We start from the raw sequence: 22374 nt of genomic DNA, 5'->3' as shown, positions 1-22374 counted from the left end.
AATGGTCAACGATATCGAAAACGCAACACCCGAGAATAACGACGACGCCCCGGCCACCGCCAGCGCCCGCACGCCAGCGCTGATAGCGCGCGAAGTCCAGCGCCGCCGCACCTTCGGCATCATTTCCCACCCCGATGCAGGTAAGACCACGCTGACGGAAAAACTGCTGCTGTTCTCGGGCGCGATCCAGATGGCCGGCACGGTCAAGGCGCGCAAGAGCGGTCGCCACGCCACCTCCGACTGGATGGAAATCGAGAAGCAGCGCGGCATTTCGGTCGCCTCGTCGGTGATGCAGTTCGAGTTCCGCGACCACGTGGTCAACCTGCTCGACACCCCGGGCCACCAGGACTTTTCTGAAGACACCTACCGCGTGCTGACGGCGGTCGACTCGGCGCTGATGGTGATCGACGCCGCCAAGGGTGTGGAAGCGCAGACCATCAAGCTGCTCGACGTCTGCCGCATGCGCAATACGCCGATCGTCACCTTCATGAACAAGATGGACCGCGAGACCCGCGATCCGCTGGAACTGCTGGATGAACTGGAATCGGTGCTGAAGATCCAGTGCGCGCCGGTGACCTGGCCTATCGGCATGGGCAAGAACTTCCGCGGCGTGTACCACCTGCTCAACGACACCATCATGCTGTTCAAGGCCGGCGAGGAAAAGGCCGACGGCGCCTTCGAGATCATCAAGGGCATCGACAATCCGCGCCTGATGGAGATGTTCCCGCTGGAGATGGACCAGCTGAAGATGGAAGTGGAGCTGGTGCACGGCGCCTCGCATCCGTTCGACCTGGAGCAGTTCCTGGCCGGCGTGCAGACGCCGGTGTTCTTCGGCTCCGCGATCAACAACTTCGGCGTGCGCGAGATCCTGTCGGCGCTGGTGGACTGGGCTCCGGCCCCGCGCGAGCGCGACGCCACCGTGCGTTCGGTCGATCCGAAGGAAGAGCCGTTCACCGGCTTCGTGTTCAAGATCCAGGCCAATATGGACCCTGCGCACCGCGACCGCATCGCCTTCCTGCGCGTGTGCTCCGGCCGTTTCGAGCGCGGCATGAAGGTCAAGCACCTGCGCCTGGGGCGCGAGATCAAGGTGTCGTCGGTGGTGACGTTCATGGCGTCCTCGCGCGAGCAGGTGGAGGAGGCCTACGCCGGCGATATCATCGGCCTGCCCAACCACGGCAACATGCAGATCGGCGATTCCTTCTCCGAGGGCGAGATGCTGACCTTCACCGGCATTCCGTACTTCGCGCCGGACTTCTTCCGCTCGGTGCGTATCCGCAATCCGTTGAAGATCAAGCAGCTGCACAAGGGCTTGCAGCAGCTGGGCGAGGAGGGCGCGGTGCAGGTCTTCAAGCCGGTGCAGGGCGGCGAGCTGGTACTGGGCGCGGTCGGTGTGCTGCAGTTCGAAGTGGTCGCCAGCCGGCTGATGAACGAGTACGGCGTCGACGCCGTGTTCGAAGGCACCAGCATCAGCAGCGCGCGCTGGGTCTCCAGCGACGACAAGAAAGCGCTGTCGGACTTCGAGGATGCGCTGGGCCACAACGTCGCCTACGACGCCGCCGGCAACCTGGCCTACCTGGCCACGTCCAGCGTCAACCTGCGCCTGACGCAGGAACGCTGGCCGAAGCTGCAGTTCCACGCCACCCGCGAGCACTCGGCCAAACTGGTCTAACACCGTTGGGGTACTATGCTCGCCCCTCCAGGTCCAGTTCTATCCACACCGGTGCATGGTCGCTGGGCTTGTCGCGGCCGCGCACGTCGCGGTCCACTTCTGCCGCCTTCAGCGCCGGCGCCAGGCCGGGGCTGAGCAGCAGGTGGTCGATCCGCAGGCCGGCGTTGCGGCCATAGGCGTTGCGGAAGTAATCCCAAAAGGTATAAATCGTTTCGCCCGGATGCATGGTGCGCAGCGCGTCGCACCAGCCCTGCGCCAGCAGCCGGAGGAAGGCGGCGCGCACCTCGGGCCGGAACAGCGCGTCGTCCACCCAGCGCTCCGGCTTGTAGACATCGAGCTCGGTCGGCATGACGTTGAAATCGCCCGCCAGCACAGTGTCGGCGCCGCTCTCGATCAGCTCCGCCGCGTGGGCGATCAACCGCTCGAACCATTTCAGCTTGTAGTCGAACTTGGGACCGGGCGCCGGATTGCCGTTCGGTAGATACAGGCCGGCCACCAGCACACCATCCACCATCGCCTCGATGTAGCGGCTTTGCGCGTCTTCCGGATCGCCGGGCAGGCCGCGTCCCGTTTCGATCGGCAGCCGCCCGCGCGCCAGGATGGCGACGCCGTTCCAGCTTTTCTGTCCGTGCCAGATCGCCTGGTAGCCCGCCGCGTTGATGGCCGGTTCGGGGAATTTTTCCTGCGGCGCCTTCAACTCCTGCAGGCAAACGACGTCCGGCCGGGTCTCGTCCAGCCATTGCAGCAGGGCGGGCAGGCGGCTCGTGATGCCGTTGACGTTGAAAGTGGCGATACGCATGCCGCCAGTATGCGCAGCCCGGCCGGCGCCTACCGTGCGGCTGCGCACATAGCCCATCGCGATTTTGTTTGACAAGCCGCGTTTTCAGGATTAATGTATTAGTCAACTAATACACCGATACAAAAAAATGACCTCCCATACAGCCTCCCTGTTCTCGATCGCGACCGGCTCGTCCGAGCCGATCTACCGGCAGCTGATCGAGCAGACCCGCCGCCTGCTGGCCGCCCGCGTGCTGGCGCCGGGCGACGTGCTGCCGTCCGTGCGCGACGTCGCGCTGGCGCTGGCCGTCAATCCGATGACCGTCTCCAAGGCCTACAACATGATGGAGACCGAGGGCCTGCTCACGCGCAGCCGCGGCATCGGCATGCTGGTGGCCGAACGCAAGGCCAACGCGCACAACACCCGCGAACGCGAGGCCCTGCTGCGGCCCACGCTGGAGCGGGCCGCCGAGGAGGCGCGCCAGCTGGAACTCGATCCCGATGCCGTACTTGCTCTGTTCAATAAAATCCTCAAGGAAGAACCATGAAACCATCCGTCGTCAATGTCGCCAACCTGCATAAGTCGTTCGGCGGCCAACAGGTGCTGCAGGGCGTGAACTGGGACATCGCGCCCGGCCAGGTGGTCGGCCTGCTGGGCCGCAACGGCGCCGGCAAATCGACGCTGCTCGAATGCCTGCTCGGCCTGCGCGAAGCCAATGCCGGTGGCTGCACGCTGTTCGGCCAGCCGTCCACGCAGCTGGGCGACGAGGTGCGCGCCTGGATCGGCTACGTGCCGCAGAAGTCCGACCTGTTCGAGTGGCTCACGCCGGTGCAGATGCTGGACTACTTCAAGGCGCTGTACCCGCGCTGGAACGCCGGCAAGGTGGACGGCCTGCTGGAGCGCTGGGGCTTCGCCGGCGACGCGCGCCACAAGCAGATCGGCCGCCTGTCCGGCGGCGAGAAGCAGCGCCTGTCGATCATCCGCGCGCTGGCGCACGACCCGAAATTGCTGGTGCTGGACGAACCGGTCGCCAGCCTCGATCCGGTCGGCCGCCGCGACTTCCTGCACGAGCTGGTGGACGACGTGATCGAGCGCGACACCACGGTGATCTTTTCCACCCACATCTTGTCGGACCTGGAGCGGGTGGCGCTGGACGTGGCCTTCCTCCAGGGCGGCAAGATCACGCTGCAGGCGCCGCTGGACGAGCTGCTGGAAAGCGCGCACCGCATCACCGGCACGGCGGCGGCGCTGGCGCGCCTGCAGCTGCGCGACGAGATCCGCCGCCAGCAGGACCGCAGCGGCGGCGTCAGCATCGTGGCGCGCCTGAACGGGCAGGAGGCGGCCGACCTGCGCGCCGGCCCGGACCTGCGGGTGGAAACCCTGAGCCTGGAAGACCTGTTCGTCGAGGTGACCAAATGAACGCGGCCTATTCGCAATTGCTGCTGCAAGTGGTGCGCGACCGCTGCGCCAGCCGCACGTTGGTGCGCATCAGCTGGCTGGCTCTGGTGGTGGGCGTGGCGGCACTGGTGTTCGCGCGCTACATCGACCGCGCGGAACTGGGCTGGGGCATGCTGACCGGCGCGTGGTCGTTCCTGATCCTGATCTGGGGCGGCGCCTTGCTGAAGAGCGCCGTGCAGCAGAACCAGCCGGCCTACGCCTGCCTGGTGCCGAAGCTGCGCCACCGGCTGATCGTGCTGACCTTGATGCTGTACGGGACCATGACTTTGCTGATCGCTGCGATGATCGGCGCGGTGTTCGGACACTTCGGCTATGCGCTGGTCGGCGCCTGCTTGTTCTACAGCTTCATCCTGTACGCGCAGCGCTACACGGTGCTGGCGTTCCTGCCGTCGCTGCTGATCCTCCTGTCGGTGTCGGTGCTCAAGGCGCCCTTGCACGCGATGTGGGACGCGATAGGCTGGATGGGCGAGCCGGCATTGACCGGCATCGGCATGATCGTGGCGTCGGTGATGGGTGGCTTCGGCATGCGGGCGGCGTTCCCGCGCGGGGGCGACAGCCACTGGAGCTGGCATGCGCGCCGCATGGCGACCGTGCGCAGGGTGCAGGGCGACGCGCCCAAGCCCGGCGACGCCGCCAGCTGGAGCCGCTGGACCATGCGCCTGCGGATCGGCTACCGCACCAGCTTGCGGCGCGACAGCCGTGGCGGCGCCGCGCCGGGCCGCATGCTGCCGTACACCTTCGGCCCGGCCGCGCATGAAGGCGGCTACCATGGCGGCGCGCTGCTGATTTTGCTGGCGCTGCTGGTGTTGCACGGCTTCGACGACTCCGAACTGCTGCGGCAGATGGCGCGCACCTCGCTGCTGCAGGCCTGCGTGCTGGCGAGCGTGGTGATCTACGCGGCCGAGTTGCAGAAGAGCGTAGTGCGGCACGGCGCCGAGCAGGCCTTGTACCTGCTGACGCCGGGCGCTCCGGCGGCTGCGCAGCTCAACCGCCTGCTGGGCGCGGCGCTGTTGAAGCGGTTCCTGCGCGTGTGGCTGGTGACGGTGGCGTGCGCGGCCACCATCGACATGGTGATGCACGGCGCGCCGCAGCTGTATGCTTCGACCTGCGTGTTGTCGGCGCTGATGCTGCCGCTCGCCTGCACGCTGCTGTGCGATTACGCGAAGATGCCGGCGTCCGCCAATCAGACCGCCACCTTGATAGCGACCTTCCTGACCATCGTCGCTTACCTGATGATGCTGGGCGTCGAGCGCACGTGGCCGGCGTTCCCCGTGTTCTGGGTCTGCGCGGCCATCGTGCTGGCGTCCCTGCTGGCGCTGGGCTGGCGGTGGCGGCGCCTGATGGCGCTGCCCGCCGTGCTGCCCGCCGGCCGCCTGCTGGAATAAGCGGCGTTATTTGCCCGGCGTGGCCAGCGGCTGCCCCGTCGACCACGTACACGCCGACCAGCTTGAGCGGCACCTTGCCGACATTGAGCGCGTCGTGGACGACGCCGGCCGGGATCACAAAGGCCTCGCCGGCCTTGACGCGGCGCGGGTCCTCGCCGTCGACGCGCAATTCGCCTTCGCCCTCCAGCACGTAGCTGATCTCGTCGCCCGGATGCGAGTGCCGGCCGGCGACGCCGCCCACATCCACCTCGACCCTGGCGACCACCGCCTCGCGGCCCGGCACCGAAACGTCGGCCTTGGTGACCACGGTGCGGTGGATGGCGGAGGCCTGGGCGTGCACGGCGCCGGCCGACACGGCAAGCAGCAGGGCGGCGACGGCGGGCAGTAGTTGGAGGACAGGCTGGCGGGCAGGCATGGCGGATCCTTTCAGGTGGGGGGATCGGGCGATTGTACGCCGCCGCGCGCCGCTAGCGGTGTCGCCCCAGCCACAGCGCGTCGGCCACCGCGCCTATCCAGCAAACGATGCAGACCAGCGCCGCGCCGTTGGTGAGCGGGTTGTCGATGCCCGAACTGTGCACGCGCTCCAGCACCAGCAATGGATCGGGCGGCAGCCTGCCGCTGTTGACTTCATCCATCAGCGTGCCGGCCAAAGTCAGCGTGGCGCGCAGCAGGTAGCCGCCCGCCAGCAGCGTCGGCACAATGAACAGCAGCCCGCGCGCGCCGCGCCGCAGCACCAGGTGGCCGAGGCCGGGAAATACCAACGCCGAAATCAGGGCGGCCTTGATCGATGCTTTCATGTTGCTCCTGAGGAGGACTTTGACCAAACGCAAAATTGCGCCGCAGCAAGCGGCTTAGAGTACAACATCTTACATGCAGGAGAGAATCATGCGCGCTATATTCGGTATCGCCCTGTTGCTGTGCTCCATGTGCGTCCACGCCGCCCCCAACGAAAAAGACGCGGTCGCCCTGGCCGAGAAGGGCGCGCAGTTCGTGCGCGCGCACGGCAAGGCCGAGATGATCGCCCGCATCAACCGCAAGGACCCGGAATTCAACCAGGGCGCCCTGTACCTGGCCATGCGCGACCTGAACGGCATCACCATCGCCCACCCGACCAACGCGCTGATCGGCAAGAACCTGCTGGATGTGCCGGACGCCGACGGCAAGCCCTTCCGCCAGGAGATGCTGGCGCTGGCCAAGGGCAAGGGCTCGGGCTGGGTCGACTACAAGTTCCGCAATCCGCAGACCGGCAAGGTCGAGGCCAAGAGCACCTACGTGCTGCGGGTGGAGGATGTGACGCTGGAAGCCGGCATCTACAAACACTGAGCCACGGACATGCTCAGCAAACTGCGAATAGGGCCCAAGCTGCTGCTGGCGCCGGGCGTGGTGCTGATCCTGCTGATCGTGCTGTCGGTCGGCGCCTTCGCCGGGCTGGTGCGGCAGAACCACCGGCTGGAGGACATGGTGCAGCAGCGCGCCGTGCGGCTCAAGGCGGCGGCCGACCTGGTGGCCGGCGCCAACCGCGCGCATACCGAGATCTACCAGCTGCTCACCTGGATCAACGCCAGCTTCTCGCCGGCGCGCATCGACGCGCTGGTGCGCGACATCCACGCCCGCCAGGCCGCGCTGGACCGCCAGTACGCGCAGCTGGAGATGGCGACCCAGGCGGATCCGGCCGAACGCCGTTTCGTCGCCCAGTCGCAGGCGGCGCACGCGTTGTACGTCAAGGCCATCGGCGACGTCGTCGAATTGAGCATGGTCGACCAGTCGATGGCGGTCAACGCCATGTCGACGGCCGAGCGGGCGTTCGACGTGGTGGCGCGCCGGCTTGATGAGTTGTCGCGGCTGGAGGCGGCGCTCAGCACGCGCGCCTACAACGACGCCGAGGCGGAGTTCAGGACCTTGTCGATCTTGATGCCGGCGCTGGTGGTGCTGTCGATCACGCTGTCGCTGCTGGTGACGATGGCCGTGCGGCGGGCCATGTTGAGGGACGTGAGCGAAATCGGCGCGGCCGCGATCGACCTGGCCGAGGGCAATCTGACGGTGAAGAACCGGGTCTACGGCAAGGACGAAATCGCCGAGACCTCGCGCGCGCTCGACACCAGCATCCGCAACCTGAACACCACCTTGAAGACCATCCTGGCGTCGGCGCAGTCGATCGACACGGCCTCGCGCGAGATCGCCAAGGGCAATGTCGACCTGACGCAGCGCACCGAGGCCCAGGCCTCCACGCTGGAAGAGGCCAGCAGCTCGATGAAGGAGCTCAGCGACACCGTCACGCAGACCGCCAACAACGCGCAACTGGCCAATCATCTGGCGCGCTGCGCCACCAACTTCGCGGTGCGCGGCGGCAGCGTGGTGCAGCGGCTGGTGGTGACGATGGCGGCCATCCGCGGCAGCTCGCGCAAGGTGGTGGAGATCGTCGGCGTCATCGACGGCATCGCCTTCCAGACCAATCTGCTGGCCCTGAACGCGGCGGTGGAGGCGGCGCGCGCGGGCGCGCATGGCGAGGGCTTCGCGGTGGTGGCGGGCGAGGTACGCACGCTGGCGCAGCGCTCGGCCACGGCGGCGCACGAGATCAAGCAGCTGATCGCCGAGTCGGTGGCCGAGATCGAGGGCGGCAGCCGCTCGGTGGAGGAGGCCGGCGCCAGCATGGCGGAGATCGTGGCGTCGGTGCAGCAGGTGGGGGACATCATCGACCAGGTCAGCGCCGCCAGCGTGGTGCAGGCGCAGGGCTTGCAGGGCATGCACCAGGCCATCGTCGAGATGGATCAGGTGACGCAGCAGAAGCTGGCGCTGGTCGAACAAGCCGCCAGCGCGGCATCGAGCTTGCAGCGGCAGGCGGTCAATTTATCGGAGGCGGTGGCGATGTTCAAACTGGACGAGGGGATGGAGCCGCCGCCATCCAGGCTCCCCGCCGGCTCGCCCCGCGTGGTCCGCCTGCGCCTGGCGTCGGTGCGCAACTGAGCGGATCAGGCGCCCTGGCGGCTGGGCGGCGCGGCGCGGGACCAGCGGTCGCCTGATTGTTGCAGGTACTTCTTGAAGACGTAGCCCCAGGGCATGGCGATCGGGATGATCACCACCACCGTGCACTGCACCAGGATCTCCATCGTGCCCGCGTCCATCGTGCCGGAGCGCCATGCCGGCACGACGACCACCAGCATCCAGATGATTTTCCACGTCAGCTCCCACAGCAGCACGGGCAGCATCTGCAGCGGATAGCGCACGCCGATCGCGCACAACAGGCCGAACGCCGCCAGCATGCAATTGACCACGCCCCCCATCAGGCTCCACGGCTTGTCGTGATGGAGCACGCCAGGCCACACCACCAGGCCCAGTCCCACCGCGATAATCAGATATACGGCTCTCAGCATGTACAGACGCACTAACGACACTTCGTTCATTTGGTGGCTCCTGGTGGTGATTGGGACTACTCGACTTCCTTCAAGATCTTCTCGATCGCCGACACGCGCGCCTTCAGGTCCGCCAGCGAGGCGTCCATGGACGTGAGCGCGGCGGCGGCCTCGGTATGCGCGGCGACGGCCTTCTCGGCGATCGCGCGGTAGGCCTCCTCATGGGAGAAGCGCAGCCTGGCCTGCTGGATGGCGGAGAAATGCCGCATCGCCGCGATGACCACGATGGCCAGCAGCGGCAGGCCTATCGTCAAAAGATATACATGCTCAGCCATAATTGCCTCTATTGTTCAGGGTTGGTGGACAACGACTTGACCGCCTCGGCGATCGAGGCCGGGGTCAGCTCGAAGTCGAAATTGCTGACGTCAAAATAGTTCAGCGCCTTGCCGTCCTGCGACAGCTCCATCTGGCTGACGACCAGGCCGGCATCCTCCAGCTTTTGCAGATGCAGGTGCAGCAAGGGCCGGCTGATGCCCAGCTCGCGCGCCAGCTGGCTCACATAGTTGCGGCCGCCCGACCGCAGCATCGCGATGATGCGCAAGCGGTGCGGGTTGGACAGCGCCGCAAGCATGCTCAGCAACTGATCCCCGCTAGGAGTGGGCGTTTTTGATTTCATATGTAAAGAATATCTGACATATGAAATCTCGTCAAGCACATATGCAGAAGAATCGGGGCGCCGATGACGTACAATTACCTAACGGCTGAAGCAGGAGAAAATAAATGAGCGCCAAGATGGGTAAGTTGAAGACGTTGCGTGGCAAGCAGCAGGCGGCCGCAAGTGGTTCTGAATCTCAGCGGCATACAGAAAAGGCTTTGGCATTTCAACAGGAAATTGACAGGGCGGCGGCGTTTCGCTTGGACATCGATGCAGCGACAAAACTTACGGACGAAATGAAGCGGCAGGTCTTCATCAGGTTGCGAGAGGAAAATTATTTGGCAAGCCTGCGCCTCGAGGGATTCGACGTGCGCTCGGACGCGGCCCCGCTAACGCTCGAAGCGCTACGGAGCAAATATGCCCGATAAATACGGCGAGGGCCAGGATTGGTATTGCTATCCCGGCTCCGACGTACTGATCAACTTACTTGGCATTACCGATAGTGCATCGCTGAATCAAGCTGAGGTGGAGTTCACCAGACTACGTTTGAGTCAATATGATTATCCGGTATTCCGCGATGTCTCTTTAACCACGCTGAAAAATATCCACTTCTATCTTTTTCAAGACATCTACGAATGGGCTGGCGAGTTAAGAGCTGTCGATATAAGCAAGGGTAGCACCCGTTTCGCCACCTGTGATCGCATTGAGCCTGAAGCTCAAAAGCTTTTTGAACAGTTAAAGGACGAACGCTACTTGAAAGGTTTGGACCGGCAGAACTTTATCGCCAGGATGGCGCACTATTTTTGCGAACTCAATGTCGTTCACCCTTTTCGTGACGGCAATGGCAGGGCGCAAAGGCTCTTGTTCGAAAGTATCGCAATTAACGCTGGGTTTGAAATTCGATGGCAGCCGATCGATCCATCATTATGGATCCCTGCCAATGTTGAGGCGTTCTGGGGGCGGCTTGATAACCTCAAGGATTTGCTCGACGCGGCCGTGACTGAAATTATCCTGTAGTACGGGATCAAACATATAAAGAATAGGCCATGACGGCGCTACTCTATTTTTCCGCATTGCTTGTAGTCGTCGTCGGCCTGGCGCACTCCATCTTGGGGGAACGCTATATCCTGATCCGTCTGTTCCGGCGCGATAACCTGCCGCAGCTGTTGGGCGGTACCGCGTTCACCACCGGCACGCTGCGCTTCGTCTGGCATGAGGTGACGGTGGCGCTGTTTGGCTTCGCCGCGCTGTTGCTCCAACTGGCCGAGGGGCGGCTGAGCGCCGCCTCCACAGCGCAGGCCATGGGCTTGACCCTGATCGCTGCCGGTTTGCTGCCATTGGTGTTCACGCGCGGCAGGCATCCGTCCTGGATCGTCTTGCTCACCATCGGCGTCATCGCGCTGGCGCGTTCCACGCAGGTATAAGACGCAGGCATAAAAAAACGCAGGCCGGGCCGGGTGGCTCGCCTGCGTTGTGCGGTTGGCGCGGCGAACCGCGCTTCCCTGAATTACTCGTAGTCGCTCATCGGCGCGCAGCCGCAGAACAGGTTGCGGTCGCCGTAGACGTTGTCGGCGCGGCCGACCGGCGGCCAGTACTTCTGCTTGCGCAGCGACGGCACTGGGTAGGCCGCCACTTCGCGGCTGTACTTGCGTTCCCATTTGTCGGCGGTCAGCACCTCGGCGGTGTGCGGTGCGAACTTGAGCGGGTTGTCCAGCTTGTCGAACTCGCCGCTTTCAACCTTGGCGATCTCGCCGCGGATGGCGATCATCGCGTCGATGAAGCGGTCCATCTCGGCCTTCGATTCGCTCTCGGTCGGCTCGATCATCAGCGTGCCCGGTACCGGGAAGCTCATGGTCGGCGCGTGGAAGCCGAAGTCCATCAGGCGCTTGGCCACGTCTTCGTTGCTGATGCCGGTGGCATCCTGCAGCGGACGCAGGTCGATGATGCACTCGTGCGCCACCAGGCCGTCGTGGCCCGAGTACAGCACGGGGAAGTGCGGCGACAAACGGCGCGCGATGTAGTTGGCGTTCAGGATCGCGGTCTCGGTGGCGGCGGTCAGGCCTTCCGCGCCCATCATCGCGATGTACATCCACGAAATCGGCAGGATGCTGGCCGAACCGAACGGCGCGGCACTGACCGAACCGATGCCGGCGTTGTCGCGGATGTAGCCGTTCGAACGCTGGTTCGGCAGGAACTTGGCCAGGTGCGCGCCCACGCCGATCGGGCCGACGCCTGGGCCGCCACCGCCGTGCGGAATGCAGAAGGTCTTGTGCAGGTTCAGGTGCGAGACGTCGCCGCCGAACGAGCCCGGAGCCGCCACGCCGACCAGCGCGTTCATGTTGGCGCCGTCGATGTACACCTGGCCGCCGTGGCCATGAACGATCTCGCACAGTTCCTGGATGCCTTCCTCGAACACGCCGTGGGTCGATGGATAGGTCACCATCACGCAAGCCAGGTTCTTGGAGTGCAGTTCAGCCTTGGCCTTCAGATCGGCCAGGTCGACGTTGCCGCTGGCGTCGCAGGCGGTGACCACCACCTGCATGCCGACCATGTTGGCCGACGCCGGGTTGGTGCCGTGCGCCGACGATGGAATCAGGCAGATGTTGCGGTGGCCTTCGCCACGCGACTCGTGGTAGGCCTTGATCACCAGCAGGCCGGCGTACTCGCCCTGCGAGCCGGCGTTGGGCTGCAGCGAGACGGCTGCGTAGCCGGTCAGCGCGCACAGCATCTCTTCCAGCTGCGAGATCATCTCGCGGTAGCCGACCGTCTGCGCGTCCGGCGCGAACGGGTGGATGTTCGAGAACTCGGGCCAGGTGACCGGGATCATCTCCGAGGTCGCGTTCAGCTTCATGGTGCACGAACCCAGCGGGATCATGGTGCGGTCCAGCGCCAGGTCCTTGTCCGCCAGGCTGCGCAGGTAGCGCAGCATTTCGGTTTCGGAGTGGTAGCGGTTGAAGACCGGGTGGGTCAGGTAGTCGCTGGTGCGCGACAGCGATGCCGGGAAGGCCTGTGCGACGGCCGCTTCCACGGTGTCGAAGTCCGGGCCGTGGGCCGGGCCGCCGACAGGGTGGGCGAACACGGTCCACAGCAGCGCGATGTCTTCGCGGCTGGTGGTTTCGTCCAGCGACACGCCGACATGGGTGGCGTCGATCACGCGCAGGTTCACGCCATGCGAGTGGGCCGACGCGTGCAGCTGCTCGGCGCTCTTGACGGCGACGGTCAGCGTGTCGAAGAAGGTGTCGTTGGTGACGGTGTAACCCAGCGTCTTCAGGTTGGCGGCCAGCACGCCGGTGTAGCGGTGCACGCGCTGGGCGATCTGCTGCAGGCCTTTCGGGCCGTGGTAGACGGCGTACATCGACGCCATCACCGCCAGCAGCACCTGCGCGGTGCAGATGTTGGAGGTGGCTTTTTCGCGGCGGATGTGCTGCTCGCGGGTTTGCAGCGCCAGACGGTAGGCCTTGTTGCCCTGGGCGTCGATGGTGACGCCGACCAGGCGGCCGGACATGCTGCGCTTGAATTCGTCGCGGGTCGACAGGTAGCCCGCGTGCGGGCCGCCGAAGCCCAGCGGCACGCCGAAGCGCTGGCTGTTACCGACCACCACGTCCGCGCCCCATTCGCCCGGAGGCGTGAGCATGGTCAGCGCCAGCAGGTCGGCGGCGACCACCACCATCGCGCCCTTGGCCTTGACCGTTTCCACGTCGGCCTTGTAGTCGCGCACCGCACCGTTCACGCCCGGGTACTGCAGCAGCACGCCGAAGCAATCGCCCACCGCCGACAGTTCGGCCGGGTGGAAGGTCTTCACCTCGATGCCCAGCGGCTTGGCGCGGGTCTCGACCACTTCGCGGGTTTGCGGCAGCACGTCTTCGGCGACATAGAACACGGTCGATTTCGACTTGCCCACGCGCTGGATCAGCGTCATCGCTTCGGCGGCGGCCGTGCCTTCGTCCAGCATCGACGCGTTGGCGATGCCCATGCCGGTCAGGTCGGTGATGGTCTGCTGGAAGTTCAGGATCGCTTCCAGGCGGCCCTGCGAGATCTCCGGCTGGTACGGGGTGTAGGCGGTGTACCAGGCCGGGTTTTCGAAGATGTTACGCAGTACCACGCCAGGCGTGACGCTGTTGTAGTAGCCCTGGCCGATCAGCGACTTGAGCACCTTGTTCTTGGAGGCGATCTTCTTCAGCTTGGACAGCGCTTCCTGTTCCGGCATCGGCTGCGCGTACGCGCCCAGCGGCAGGGCGCCTTTGTTGCGGATGTTGGCGGGGACCAGGGCGTCGATCAGGGCTGCGCGCGAGGCGTAGCCGAGTACCGACAGCATGGCTTCCTGTTCTGCGGCGTCAGGGCCGATGTGGCGGGCGATGAAGGCGTCGCGGGCTTCGAGTTGGGTCAGGCTGGTGCGGGTCATGATATGGGCGAGGGGCTGAATAGGTGGTCGGAACGGCAAAGCGGCCGCCGTCGTTCCCGCGCGGGCGGGAACCCATGCTGAGCGTCGGAGGCCGGCGTTCCATGGATTCCCGCCTGCGCGGGAATGACGGCGGTGGCGGCGAATTACGCTTCGGTGGTCTTGCCGTAAGCGGCGGCGTCCAGCAGGCCGTTGATCGCTGCGGCGTCGGCCGGCTTGATCTTGAACAGCCAGGCGGCGTAGGCGTCGCTGTTGATCGACTCGGGCGCGTTGACCACGTCGTCGTTGACGGCGATGACTTCGCCGGCGACCGGCGCGTAGATGTCGCTGGCGGCCTTGACCGACTCCACCACGGCGGCGTCGTCGCCGGCGCCGTAGGTCGCGCCGACTTTCGGCAGTTCGACGAAGACGATATCGCCCAGCGCATCCTGCGCGAACTCGGTGATGCCGACGGTGACGGTGCCGTCAGCTTCAGCGCGTACCCATTCGTGGGATTCGGTGTACTTCAGGTCTGCAGGGATGTTCATGTAAAGCTCCAGATGGTGGGTGTCAGGGTACTAATTTAAACAGCGAGGATTTTACCGTTGCGCACGAACGGCAGCTTGACCACCGACGCGGCCAGTTTCTTGTCGCGGATCTCGACGTGCACGGTGTCGCCGACGGCCACGCCGTTGGGCACGCGCGCCAGCGCGATCGCCTGCTGCATGGTCGGGCTGAAGGTGCCGCTGGTGATCTCGCCGACGGCGTCGGTGCCGGCCACGACCACCTTCTGGTGGGCGCGCAGCACGCCGCCTTTTTCGCGCAGGATCAGGCCGACGAACTGGGCGTTCTGGCCCATCGCCTGCAGCGCCGCCTTGCCGATGAAGTCGCGCTCGGAGACCAGGTCGATGGTCCAGGCCAGGCCGGCGTCCAGCGGGTTGACGGTTTCGTCCATGTCCTGGCCGTACAGGTTCATGCCGGCTTCCAGGCGCAGCGTGTCGCGCGCGCCCAGGCCGGCCGGCTTGACGCCCGCCGCAGCCAGCGCGTTCCACAGGTTTTCCGCTTGCTCGGCGGCGACGCCGATTTCAAAGCCGTCTTCGCCGGTGTAGCCGGTGCGGGCGATCATCGCCTCGCCGAAGGCCGCGCTCTGGGCGAAGGCGACGTTGAACGGCTTCATGTCGGCCGTGCCTTCCTTCGATTCGGGGATGACTTGCCACACCTTGGCGCGCGCGTTCGGGCCCTGCACGGCGATCAGCGCCATGGCGTTGGCGCCATCGCGGCGCTGGGTGATGGTCAGGCCGCTGTTGGTGGCGGTGTTTTGTTGCTGCATCCAGGCCACGTCTTTTTCGGCGGTGCCGGCGTTGACCACCAGGCGGAACCAGCTCTCGTTGATGAAGTAGACGATCAGGTCGTCGATGACGAAGCCTTGCGGGTTCAGCATGCACGAGTACAGCGCCTTGCCCGACACCTGCAACTTGTCGACGTTGTTGGCCAGCAGGCCGCGCAGGAAGGCGCGCACATTGTCGCCCTTGATGTCGACCACGCACATGTGGGCCACGTCGAACATGCCGACGTCGGAGCGCACGGCGTTGTGCTCTTCGATCTGGGAGCCGTAGTTGACCGGCATGTCCCAGCCGCCGAAGTCGACCATCTTGGCGCCGGCGGCGCGGTGGGCATTGTTGAGTGGGGTGGCTTTGAGCGTCATAATTCCTCGGTCCAAATCGAATAGGGGTTAACAGAACATACAAGGAAACGCCAAAAAGAAGCTGATTCCACAATGATCGCAGACCCCTCTGTCCTTGGTACCTGAGAGATTACGGGAGGAGGGTGACTCCTGATTCCCGTGCGCCCCTTCGGTGGGTCGCCGGCTTGCGCCGCGACCGCTCTCCAGAGTTGGTCCAGTTGGCGTCCCGTCGATACGGTCGCGCTGGTCCCTTGATCGGTCCTTTTGCCTGAGAGTTTTTGGGTAGTGCCCCTTCGGCGGCAACGCTGGTTTGCCCTCTCCCGATCAAGACTCGGGAATATATGTCAGAAGTACCGTGTTGTCAATCTGAACCCTGTTTTCCCTGCGCACGAATGAAGTGCCATAATGAAGCTTGAAAAACAACTATTTGCTAGAATAGGCCACACCTATTCGAGAGCCCAGCCATGAGCCAAGATTCCACTACTTACGAGGGCCACGCGTGGTTCACCCTGTCCGGAGACGTCAATAGCGACATGGTGCGCCGCGTCTTCGACGCCGTTGCCGACATGACGGAAGACCGCATCACCACCGCCCACATCCTGATCCAGTCCAACGGCGGCTACGTCAGCGACGGCATCTGCCTGTACAACTACCTGAGCAAGCTGCCGATCAAGATCGTCACCTACAACGCCGGCGCGGTGGCGTCGATCGCGGTGATCCTGTTCCTGGCCGGCGCCGAGCGCTACGCCAGCGAGACGGCGCGCTTCATGGTGCACAAGTCGCACGCCAGCGCGCCGCACGGCGCCCGGCCGGACGCGCTGCGCATCATCGTCGAGGGCCTGCAGGCTGACGACGCGCGCACCGAGCAGATCCTGCGCGACCATGTCCAGCTGACGGACGAACACTGGCGCACGCACGAGTACTCGGACCTGCACCTGACGGCGACCGAAGGCTTGAAAGTGGGGATGATCAATGCGGTGAAGGATTTCGTGCCGCCGCGCGGACAGCGGGTGGCGAACATCTGACGAGGTATGCGGCGCCTGTGGCGGCGCCGCATCGACCGCGCTGGCCTACTCAACGGTCTTTCTTGCCGGACTGCTTGTTGGCGTCGTTCTTGTGGCTTTGACGGCCGGCCTCCACATGCTGCTCATGGGTGCCGCCCTGGGTGCCGCCCTGGGTGCCGCTGCCACGCGACCCGCTGGACGAACCCTGGTCGCCCGACTGCTTGTTGCTGCCCGAGGTCGAGCCCTGCTTGCTACCACTGCCTTTTTGATTCGAGTTCATGTCAATTCCTTTGCGAAAGTGAAAGAGCGTACTCGCCAGAACCACGCCGACGCTTGCATTCCGGCGTGTTTTTGGTATCGCAATGATGCGGGCTCGATCCGGTGATCGCTATCGGAATTTCTCTTGGTGGCATGTAGGAGCATGCCTTGCTGCCTGCCTAAAATTCTTCCCACTCGACTTCCTTGCTGCTGTGTCCGCCTGATGCGGGCGCGGGCTTGCGACGTGCCGGGTTGGGCGGCGGCGTCCGCGCTGGCCGCGCGGTCGACGCCGCGGGCTTGACGGAGCGGCCGCTGGCCGGTGCGGCCTTGACGGCGCGGATGGTGGCGGGCGCGGCGCCGATGGCCTGCGGCGCGAGCCCGGCCGCGAGGGCAGGGGACGCCGCCGGCTCGCCGCGCGCGACGGAGAACACGCCGATCGCCTCGTTCAGCTTGCCTGTCTCGTCCTGCATCGCGGCGGTCGCGGCGGCGGCCTGCTCGACCAGCGCCGCGTTCTGCTGCGTGGCCTGGTCCATTTCCGCCACGGCCTGGTTCACTTGCTCCAGTCCGGCGGTCTGCTCGGCGCTGGCGTCGGCGATCTCGCCGATCAGGCCGGTCACCCGCTGGACGCTGCCCACCACCTCGTCCATCGTGGTGCGCGCCTGGTCTGCCAGCTGCGTGCCGCGCGCCACCTTGTCGACCGAGTCGGCGATCAGTTCCTTGATCTCCCTGGCGGCCGCCGCGCTGCGTTGCGCCAGGTTGCGCACCTCCGACGCCACCACCGCGAAACCGCGTCCCTGTTCGCCGGCACGGGCCGCCTCCACGGCGGCGTTGAGCGCCAGGATATTGGTCTGGAACGCGATGCCGTCGATGACGCCGATGATCTCGGCGATCTTTTTCGAGCTGTCGTCGATCGACGCCATCGTGCCCACCACCTGTTCGACGTCGGCGCCGCCGCGCTGCGCCACGGCCGACGCCGACAGCGCCAGCTTGTTGGCCTGCATCGCGTGGTCGGCGTTTTGCTTGACGGTGGCGGTCAGCTGCTCCATCGAGGACGCGGTCTCCTCCAACGATGCGGCCTGCTGCTCGGTGCGGGTCGACAGGTTCAGGTTCCCCTCTGCGATCTCGCGCGCGGCGCCGTCGATGGCGCGCGCGCCTTGCTGCACCTGGCCGATGATGGACAGCAGACTGTCGTTCATGTGCTGCATCGCCTGCAGCAGCCGGCCGGTGTCGTTGTTGGCGGTCTCGCCGATGCGTGTGCTCAGGTCGCCGTTGGCGATGCGCTGCGCCACCTGCATCGCCCGCTGCAACGGCGCCGAGATCGAACGGGCCAGCCACAGCGCCAGCAAGGCGCCGCCGAAGACGGCCATGGCCAGCGTGCTCATCGCGACGATGCGCGCGCCGTCGTACAGGTCGTCGGCGACGTGCGCCGCCTGCTGGCTGCCGGCCTTTTGCGCCGCCAGCAGCTTGTCGAGCTGGCCGTTCAGCGCGTCCATCGTCTGCTGCGAGCGGCCCTTCAGCGCGGCGGCGGCCTCGTCCTTTTTGCCCTCGGCGGCCAGGGCCATCATGCGCTCGTGCTCGGCGCCATAGTCGGCGGCCAGGCGCAGCATGTCGGCGGCCAGCAGCTTCACCGGGGTCTCTGCCAGCACCTGCGCCAGCTGCCCGGTGTGGCCGCGCAGCGCCGTGTAGGCGGCGCCCAGCTTGCGGTCGGCATCGGCGATGCTGTCCTTGTCGCCCACCACCACGTGCTCCAGCTTGCGCACCTCCAGCAAATCGTTGCGCAGAGACAGCACAGCTATGGTCTGCGGCAGCCATTTGTCGGACAATTCGGAGGAGGCGTCGTCGATGCGGGCCATGCGCGACAGGTCGCTCAGGCCCATCAGCAAAGTCAGGCCGAGCAGGACGGCGAAGGAGGCCAGCAGCTTGCTGGACGTTTCCAGGTTATGCAGGAATTTCATGACGGGTCCTTGGTGGCGACGGCAGGAAATTGTTATGTTAGGGAAACTTCAACCTTGTCCTTTGCGCCCCGTCAATGCTGGGTTTCATGGCCTTAAACTTGTGGGAAAACACAAAAATACGCGAAATATTGCACAGTCTTTCCTTTTGGGTATTGCCATGTGGAAAGAATGTGCAAGAATGTGGTAAATCGATATTCCACGTTACGCAGGTCACACCATGGTTGCATCTTCCACAACGCCCCCGGTGCCGAAAAAGACGGTCTCGCCGCGGCATGCCTTGTTGGAGGAATTGATCGGCATCGCCACCAAGCATGCCGGCGACCAGTACCTGGACCTGGCGACCCGCCTGGCCGGCGCACTGATCGACGCCACCGGTGGCGATCCGCGCACCATGCAGCAGCGCATCCGGGCCGGCAACCAGCTGCGCAACCGGAATTTCGCCTTCCTGCACCTGGCTTCCAGCACGCTGGAGAAGGCGCTGCGGCGCGAGATCGCCGAGCTGTCGCCGGCGGCCAAGGGCAAGCCGCGCGCGAGCGAACAGCCGTTGTCGCTGGTGCCGTTCGAGGAGATGGATAACAAGGTGGCGCTGAGCGGCGTCAGCAAGCCGTTCGAGAGCTTGTATTCGGACCAGCTGCAGACCTTGAACGTGCGGCTGGCGTTCCTGCTGGACCGCGATATCCTGCGTGTCAGCCAGAACCCGTTCCGTCCGGAGGTGTTCCTGGTCGCCTTGCAGCAGGCCTGGACCGAATTCGATACCGAGGCCGACGCCGCGCCGCTGTTGCAGCCCTTGATCAAGCCGGGCATGTTCATCGAGCTGGGGCCGATGCTGGATGCGCTGAACCTGGCCTTGCAGAGCAAGGGCGTGCTGCCGGGCTCGGTGGACGGTTTCAAGGGCCGCAAGACCGACAAGCCCAAGGCGGCCGCGCCGTCGCGCGTGCGCGGCAACCAGGCGGCGCTGGCGCAGCAGCTGCGGCAGTTCTTCGCGTCGAGCGACGTGGCCGGTTCGGCTGCGGGCGAGATCGTCGACAACATCGCCGACGGTTTGATGCAGGGTGTGGACCTCAGCATTCCCGACCTGCCGATGTCGGCGTTGAATTCCGGCGCCGTGTGGGTGCCGAATGTCGCCGCCGGGCAGGCCGCCGTGGGTGCGGCTGGAGCGGCAGGCGCTGTCGCGCATGGTGCGGCGCTGCCGGTGGGATCGCGTGATGCTGCGCAGGGTTTCGTGCCCGCCGCGGTCGGCACGCCGGGTAGCGTGTTGATGGCTCCCGGCTTTGCCGTCGGCATGGCGGGCGCACCGGCCGCCGCTGGCGGCGGCTTCCTGCCGGCGGGCGCAGTGCAGGGCGGCGCCTGGGTGCAAGGTCCGGCACAAGGCCTCGTGGCCGGCGCCTTGAGCAATGAAGACGCGCAACGCCTGTCGCAGATCGGCGCCAAGCAGCCGGTGCTGGCGTATCTCACGCAATTGCAAAAAGCGGTGCCGTACGAATCCATCGGCACGCTGGGCGCGGTGGCCGGCATGGCCGCCGTGCCATCGCCGTCCGCGCCCGCCGACGTTGGCGCAGGCGCAGTCCCAGGCGCGGCAGCGGCCGGCGGCAACGTCTTCTACCTGCCGAACATCAAGGCCAGCATGCCGCAGGGCAGCCTGTCGCGCACCGACGAAAGCACCATCGACCTGCTGTCGGCGATCTTCGACACCGTCTTCCGCGACCAGAACATCTCGCAGGAAATCCGCGACCTGATCCGCTTCCTGCAAATCCCGGTGCTGAAGGCGGCGCTGGTCGACAAGAACTTCTTCTTCCAGGAAGCCCATCCGGCGCGTCGCCTGATCGACCTGCTGTCGCGCATGGGCTGGGAGCAGCGCAAGGGACCGGAAGACCCGCTGTTCCAGGCGATGCAGCGCAGCGTGGACCGCGTCGGCCGCGACTACGATCATGAACTGTCGGTCTTCACCGAAGCCGTCGACGAACTGGAAGCGTCTATCCAGGCCGAGGAGCGCGCCGCCGCAGCCGCCATCGCCGAGCCCATCGCCGCCGCGCTGAAGCAGGAGAAGATGGCCGAGTCGAGCAAGCTGGCCAGGAACGCGGTCGCACTGCGCATCGGCACCGGCGAAGTGATCGCCGTGGTGGAAGCCTTCCTCGAACAACGCTGGGTGTCGGTGCTGACCATCGCCTACAGCATCGAGGACGACAAACCGGGCGCCGTCAACAACGCCACCAAAACCATGGACGACCTGATCTGGAGCGTGCGTCCCAAGCTCAACGCGGAGGACCGCAAGCAGCTGATCGCCAAGCTGCCGGTGCTGCTGTCCACGCTGAACAAATGGCTGGACATCATCAAGTGGCAGGACGCCGACCGTCTGCAATTCTTTGCCGAGCTGGCCGAATGCCACGCCTCCATCGTGCGCGCACCGCTGGAGATTTCGCCGGAACGCCAACTGGAGATTTCCATGCAGGTGGCGCAGCAGGCGGCCGAACGGCGCCTGGAGCTGCAAGCCAAGGCTGAGGCCGTGGCCAAGGCGGAGGCCGAAGCGCGCGCCGCGCAGCAGCCCGCGCCCGAAGAGGAGGACGCCGCCATCGAAGTGGACAGCCTGATGCGCGGCATGTGGCTGGAATTCGAGCAGGAAGATGGCGGCAGCCGCAAGGTCAAGCTGGCGTGGATCAGTCCCTTGCGCACCTTGTACATCTTCTCGACGGCGGCGCGGCAGGAAGCGTTCTCGATGTCCGGCGAGCAGCTGGCCAAGCGCTTCCTTGAGCAGACGGTGCAAGTGGTGCGCAGCGAAGGCGTGGTCGCCGTCGCCTTGTCGCAAGCCTTGGCCCGCAATGCCGACAACGACGCCAACATCGATCCGCCCGCTTCGGCCTTCGGCTAAATCTTCGTGTTTCGGCCGCGCAAATAAAGATTATTGCGGACTTGAGCCAGCGCTTGGGCCATTGGAATGGTTTGCTCGATGCCGCTTTCTATATCGGCGATGCGCTGTGCAATCTCGGCAGTCCAGGCCTCGTCGAGCTCGGCGCCTTCGTGCAGGCTGGCCAGAAGCACTTGAACAAATTCCATACGCTCGTGCGTATCGAGTTTAAGTGCTTCGGCGACCAAAGTTTTGAGGGCGGCATTCATGGAACAATTGTACCGCCATCTGTCGTCGGCTTACTTCGAGTTCGTCAACGTCAGCAAAGCGCCGCCCATGCCGACGAAGATCACGCCGGTGGTGCGCTTGGCCAGGCGCGTGCGGGCGATGCTCTGCTTGACGCTGCGCTTCAACCACGACGCGCACGCCACATAGAAGAAGTGCGACAGCAGCGTGCAGCTGGTGAAGGTCGACGTCAACAGCAGGAAGCGCACCGGGTCCACATGGTCGGGCGGCATGAACTGCGGGAACACGGCGGTGAAGAACAGGATCGCCTTGGGATTGCTGACCGCGACCAGCAGGCCGCTGCGGAACGTGCTCAGGCGGCTGGCCTCGGCCGCACTCGCCGCCGGGGCCGCCGTTGCGGCGCTCTCCGTCGTTTCAGTCACCTGGCCGGCGTGGCGCCACGCCTTGATGCCCAGGTAGATCAGGTAGGCGGCACCGGCCACCTTCAACGCGCCGAACGCCAACGCGGACGTCTTCAGCAACAGGCCCAGGCCGGCCACCGCCGTGGTCGCCACGATAAACACGCCCAGCGCATTGCCCGCCGAACTGTAGAACGCGCGCCGCGCACCCATGGTGGTCGCGGTCGAGATGGCCATCAGCACGCCCGGGCCAGGACTGAACGCCGCCGCCAGCGAAACCGATAAGAACAACAGCCAGGTCGATAAAGTCATTG

The 22374-nt window shown here is 65.4% G+C and carries 23 protein-coding genes, 1 pseudogene and 2 riboswitches; of the genes and pseudogenes, 11 read left to right on the top strand and 13 right to left on the bottom strand.

Annotation, left to right across the window (positions count from 1 at the left end):
• The first annotated feature begins 1 nt into the window (after position 1).
• Positions 2-1669: a peptide chain release factor 3 gene (locus HUX88_RS03905; protein ID WP_161091475.1), complete on the top strand. Its 1668-nt coding sequence runs from the start codon at positions 2-4 to the stop codon at positions 1667-1669.
• Between the two features lie 13 nt (positions 1670-1682).
• Here HUX88_RS03905 and xth read toward each other — a convergent pair whose 3' ends face one another.
• Positions 1683-2468 carry an exodeoxyribonuclease III gene (gene xth / locus HUX88_RS03900; protein ID WP_176361087.1) on the bottom strand — a complete coding sequence of 262 codons (786 nt, stop codon included), beginning with the start codon at positions 2466-2468 and terminating at the stop codon, positions 1683-1685.
• Positions 2469-2595: 127 nt separating this feature from the next.
• Here xth and HUX88_RS03895 point away from each other — a divergent pair, with 127 nt between their 5' ends.
• Genes HUX88_RS03895 through HUX88_RS03885 form a run of 3 tightly spaced genes read left to right on the top strand, consistent with a single transcriptional unit; the run spans position 2596 to position 5290 of the window.
• Positions 2596-2994 (top strand): GntR family transcriptional regulator, encoded by a 399-nt coding sequence (locus HUX88_RS03895; protein WP_117011371.1) that lies wholly within the window; start codon positions 2596-2598, stop codon positions 2992-2994.
• Positions 2991-3866 (top strand): ABC transporter ATP-binding protein, encoded by an 876-nt coding sequence (locus tag HUX88_RS03890; protein WP_117011370.1) that lies wholly within the window; start codon positions 2991-2993, stop codon positions 3864-3866. The genes HUX88_RS03895 and HUX88_RS03890 overlap by 4 nt, the downstream gene beginning before the upstream one ends.
• The gene (locus HUX88_RS03885; RefSeq protein ID WP_176360912.1) at positions 3863-5290 is read left to right on the top strand and encodes a hypothetical protein; all 1428 of its coding nucleotides are present in this window, start codon (positions 3863-3865) and stop codon (positions 5288-5290) included. Before HUX88_RS03890 ends, HUX88_RS03885 begins: the two co-directional genes overlap by 4 nt.
• A gap of 6 nt (positions 5291-5296) precedes the next feature.
• Here the strand turns inward: HUX88_RS03885 and HUX88_RS03880 are convergent.
• Together HUX88_RS03880 and HUX88_RS03875 are read right to left on the bottom strand one after the other, a co-directional pair.
• Positions 5297-5705: pseudogene (locus HUX88_RS03880) on the bottom strand (cupin domain-containing protein).
• A gap of 52 nt (positions 5706-5757) precedes the next feature.
• A complete protein-coding gene (locus tag HUX88_RS03875; protein WP_117011367.1) occupies positions 5758-6087 on the bottom strand; it encodes a hypothetical protein in 330 nt (109 codons plus the stop codon).
• 88 nt (positions 6088-6175) lie between these two features.
• Here HUX88_RS03875 and HUX88_RS03870 point away from each other — a divergent pair, with 88 nt between their 5' ends.
• Both HUX88_RS03870 and HUX88_RS03865 read left to right on the top strand, forming a co-directional pair.
• On the top strand, positions 6176-6613 hold the full coding sequence (locus tag HUX88_RS03870) for a cache domain-containing protein (protein WP_117011366.1): 438 nt from the start codon (positions 6176-6178) through the stop codon (positions 6611-6613).
• Positions 6614-6622: 9 nt separating this feature from the next.
• Positions 6623-8254 (top strand): methyl-accepting chemotaxis protein, encoded by a 1632-nt coding sequence (locus HUX88_RS03865; RefSeq protein ID WP_176360911.1) that lies wholly within the window; start codon positions 6623-6625, stop codon positions 8252-8254.
• A 5-nt stretch (positions 8255-8259) separates the two neighbouring features.
• On the opposite strand, the gene HUX88_RS03860 is transcribed toward HUX88_RS03865, so the two are convergent.
• Genes HUX88_RS03860 through HUX88_RS03850 form a run of 3 tightly spaced genes read right to left on the bottom strand, consistent with a single transcriptional unit; the run spans position 8260 to position 9271 of the window.
• Complete coding sequence (locus HUX88_RS03860; RefSeq protein WP_229219191.1) at positions 8260-8661, bottom strand: hypothetical protein; 402 nt, start codon at positions 8659-8661, stop codon at positions 8260-8262.
• Between the two features lie 56 nt (positions 8662-8717).
• Positions 8718-8975 carry a hypothetical protein gene (locus tag HUX88_RS03855; protein WP_176360909.1) on the bottom strand — a complete coding sequence of 86 codons (258 nt, stop codon included), beginning with the start codon at positions 8973-8975 and terminating at the stop codon, positions 8718-8720.
• Between the two features lie 8 nt (positions 8976-8983).
• A complete protein-coding gene (locus HUX88_RS03850; RefSeq protein ID WP_229213427.1) occupies positions 8984-9271 on the bottom strand; it encodes a winged helix-turn-helix domain-containing protein in 288 nt (95 codons plus the stop codon).
• A gap of 149 nt (positions 9272-9420) precedes the next feature.
• Here HUX88_RS03850 and HUX88_RS31790 point away from each other — a divergent pair, with 149 nt between their 5' ends.
• The 3 genes from HUX88_RS31790 to HUX88_RS03835 are packed head-to-tail and all read left to right on the top strand — an operon-like array spanning position 9421 to position 10719.
• A complete protein-coding gene (locus HUX88_RS31790) occupies positions 9421-9723 on the top strand; it encodes a YhfG family protein (RefSeq protein ID WP_217916218.1) in 303 nt (100 codons plus the stop codon).
• Entirely contained in the window at positions 9713-10312 is a 600-nt protein-coding gene (locus HUX88_RS03840; protein ID WP_176360907.1) for a putative adenosine monophosphate-protein transferase Fic, read from the top strand. The genes HUX88_RS31790 and HUX88_RS03840 overlap by 11 nt, the downstream gene beginning before the upstream one ends.
• A gap of 29 nt (positions 10313-10341) precedes the next feature.
• Positions 10342-10719 (top strand): hypothetical protein, encoded by a 378-nt coding sequence (locus HUX88_RS03835; protein WP_176360906.1) that lies wholly within the window; start codon positions 10342-10344, stop codon positions 10717-10719.
• 83 nt (positions 10720-10802) lie between these two features.
• Here the strand turns inward: HUX88_RS03835 and gcvP are convergent, their stop codons facing one another.
• The 3 genes from gcvP to gcvT form a co-directional block, all read right to left on the bottom strand.
• Entirely contained in the window at positions 10803-13697 is a 2895-nt protein-coding gene (gene gcvP, locus HUX88_RS03830) for an aminomethyl-transferring glycine dehydrogenase (protein ID WP_176360905.1), read from the bottom strand.
• Between the two features lie 143 nt (positions 13698-13840).
• Positions 13841-14221 (bottom strand): glycine cleavage system protein GcvH, encoded by a 381-nt coding sequence (gcvH, locus tag HUX88_RS03825; RefSeq protein WP_117011360.1) that lies wholly within the window; start codon positions 14219-14221, stop codon positions 13841-13843.
• A gap of 35 nt (positions 14222-14256) precedes the next feature.
• Positions 14257-15378, bottom strand: coding sequence for a glycine cleavage system aminomethyltransferase GcvT (gcvT, locus tag HUX88_RS03820; RefSeq protein WP_176360904.1), 1122 nt, complete (start codon positions 15376-15378; stop codon positions 14257-14259).
• Between the two features lie 78 nt (positions 15379-15456).
• Positions 15457-15574, bottom strand: a riboswitch (glycine riboswitch).
• Positions 15575-15603: 29 nt separating this feature from the next.
• Positions 15604-15690: riboswitch (glycine riboswitch) on the bottom strand.
• Between the two features lie 131 nt (positions 15691-15821).
• Here gcvT and HUX88_RS03815 point away from each other — a divergent pair.
• Positions 15822-16382: an ATP-dependent Clp protease proteolytic subunit gene (locus HUX88_RS03815; protein WP_117011358.1), complete on the top strand. Its 561-nt coding sequence runs from the start codon at positions 15822-15824 to the stop codon at positions 16380-16382.
• A gap of 49 nt (positions 16383-16431) precedes the next feature.
• Here the strand turns inward: HUX88_RS03815 and HUX88_RS03810 are convergent, their stop codons facing one another.
• Positions 16432-16641, bottom strand: coding sequence for a hypothetical protein (locus HUX88_RS03810; protein WP_176360903.1), 210 nt, complete (start codon positions 16639-16641; stop codon positions 16432-16434).
• A 157-nt stretch (positions 16642-16798) separates the two neighbouring features.
• Positions 16799-18574 (bottom strand): methyl-accepting chemotaxis protein, encoded by a 1776-nt coding sequence (locus HUX88_RS32915; RefSeq protein WP_176360902.1) that lies wholly within the window; start codon positions 18572-18574, stop codon positions 16799-16801.
• A gap of 244 nt (positions 18575-18818) precedes the next feature.
• On the opposite strand from HUX88_RS32915, the gene HUX88_RS03800 reads away from it, so the two are divergent.
• A complete protein-coding gene (locus HUX88_RS03800) occupies positions 18819-21440 on the top strand; it encodes a DUF1631 family protein (protein WP_373886749.1) in 2622 nt (873 codons plus the stop codon).
• Here HUX88_RS03800 and HUX88_RS03795 read toward each other — a convergent pair.
• On the bottom strand, positions 21437-21685 hold the full coding sequence (locus HUX88_RS03795; protein ID WP_176360900.1) for an addiction module protein: 249 nt from the start codon (positions 21683-21685) through the stop codon (positions 21437-21439). The two genes, HUX88_RS03800 and HUX88_RS03795, sit on opposite strands and share 4 nt — an antisense overlap.
• Positions 21686-21715: 30 nt before the next feature.
• On the bottom strand, positions 21716-22372 hold the full coding sequence (locus HUX88_RS03790; RefSeq protein WP_176360899.1) for a LysE family translocator: 657 nt from the start codon (positions 22370-22372) through the stop codon (positions 21716-21718).
• Positions 22373-22374 lie beyond the last annotated feature (2 nt).

The sequence above is a fragment of the Duganella sp. BJB1802 genome (genome assembly GCF_013369445.1).
In the GTDB taxonomy this organism is placed as follows: Bacteria; Pseudomonadota; Gammaproteobacteria; order Burkholderiales; family Burkholderiaceae_D; genus Rugamonas; species Rugamonas vulcania_A.
This window is presented reverse-complemented; position numbering and strand designations above follow the sequence as displayed.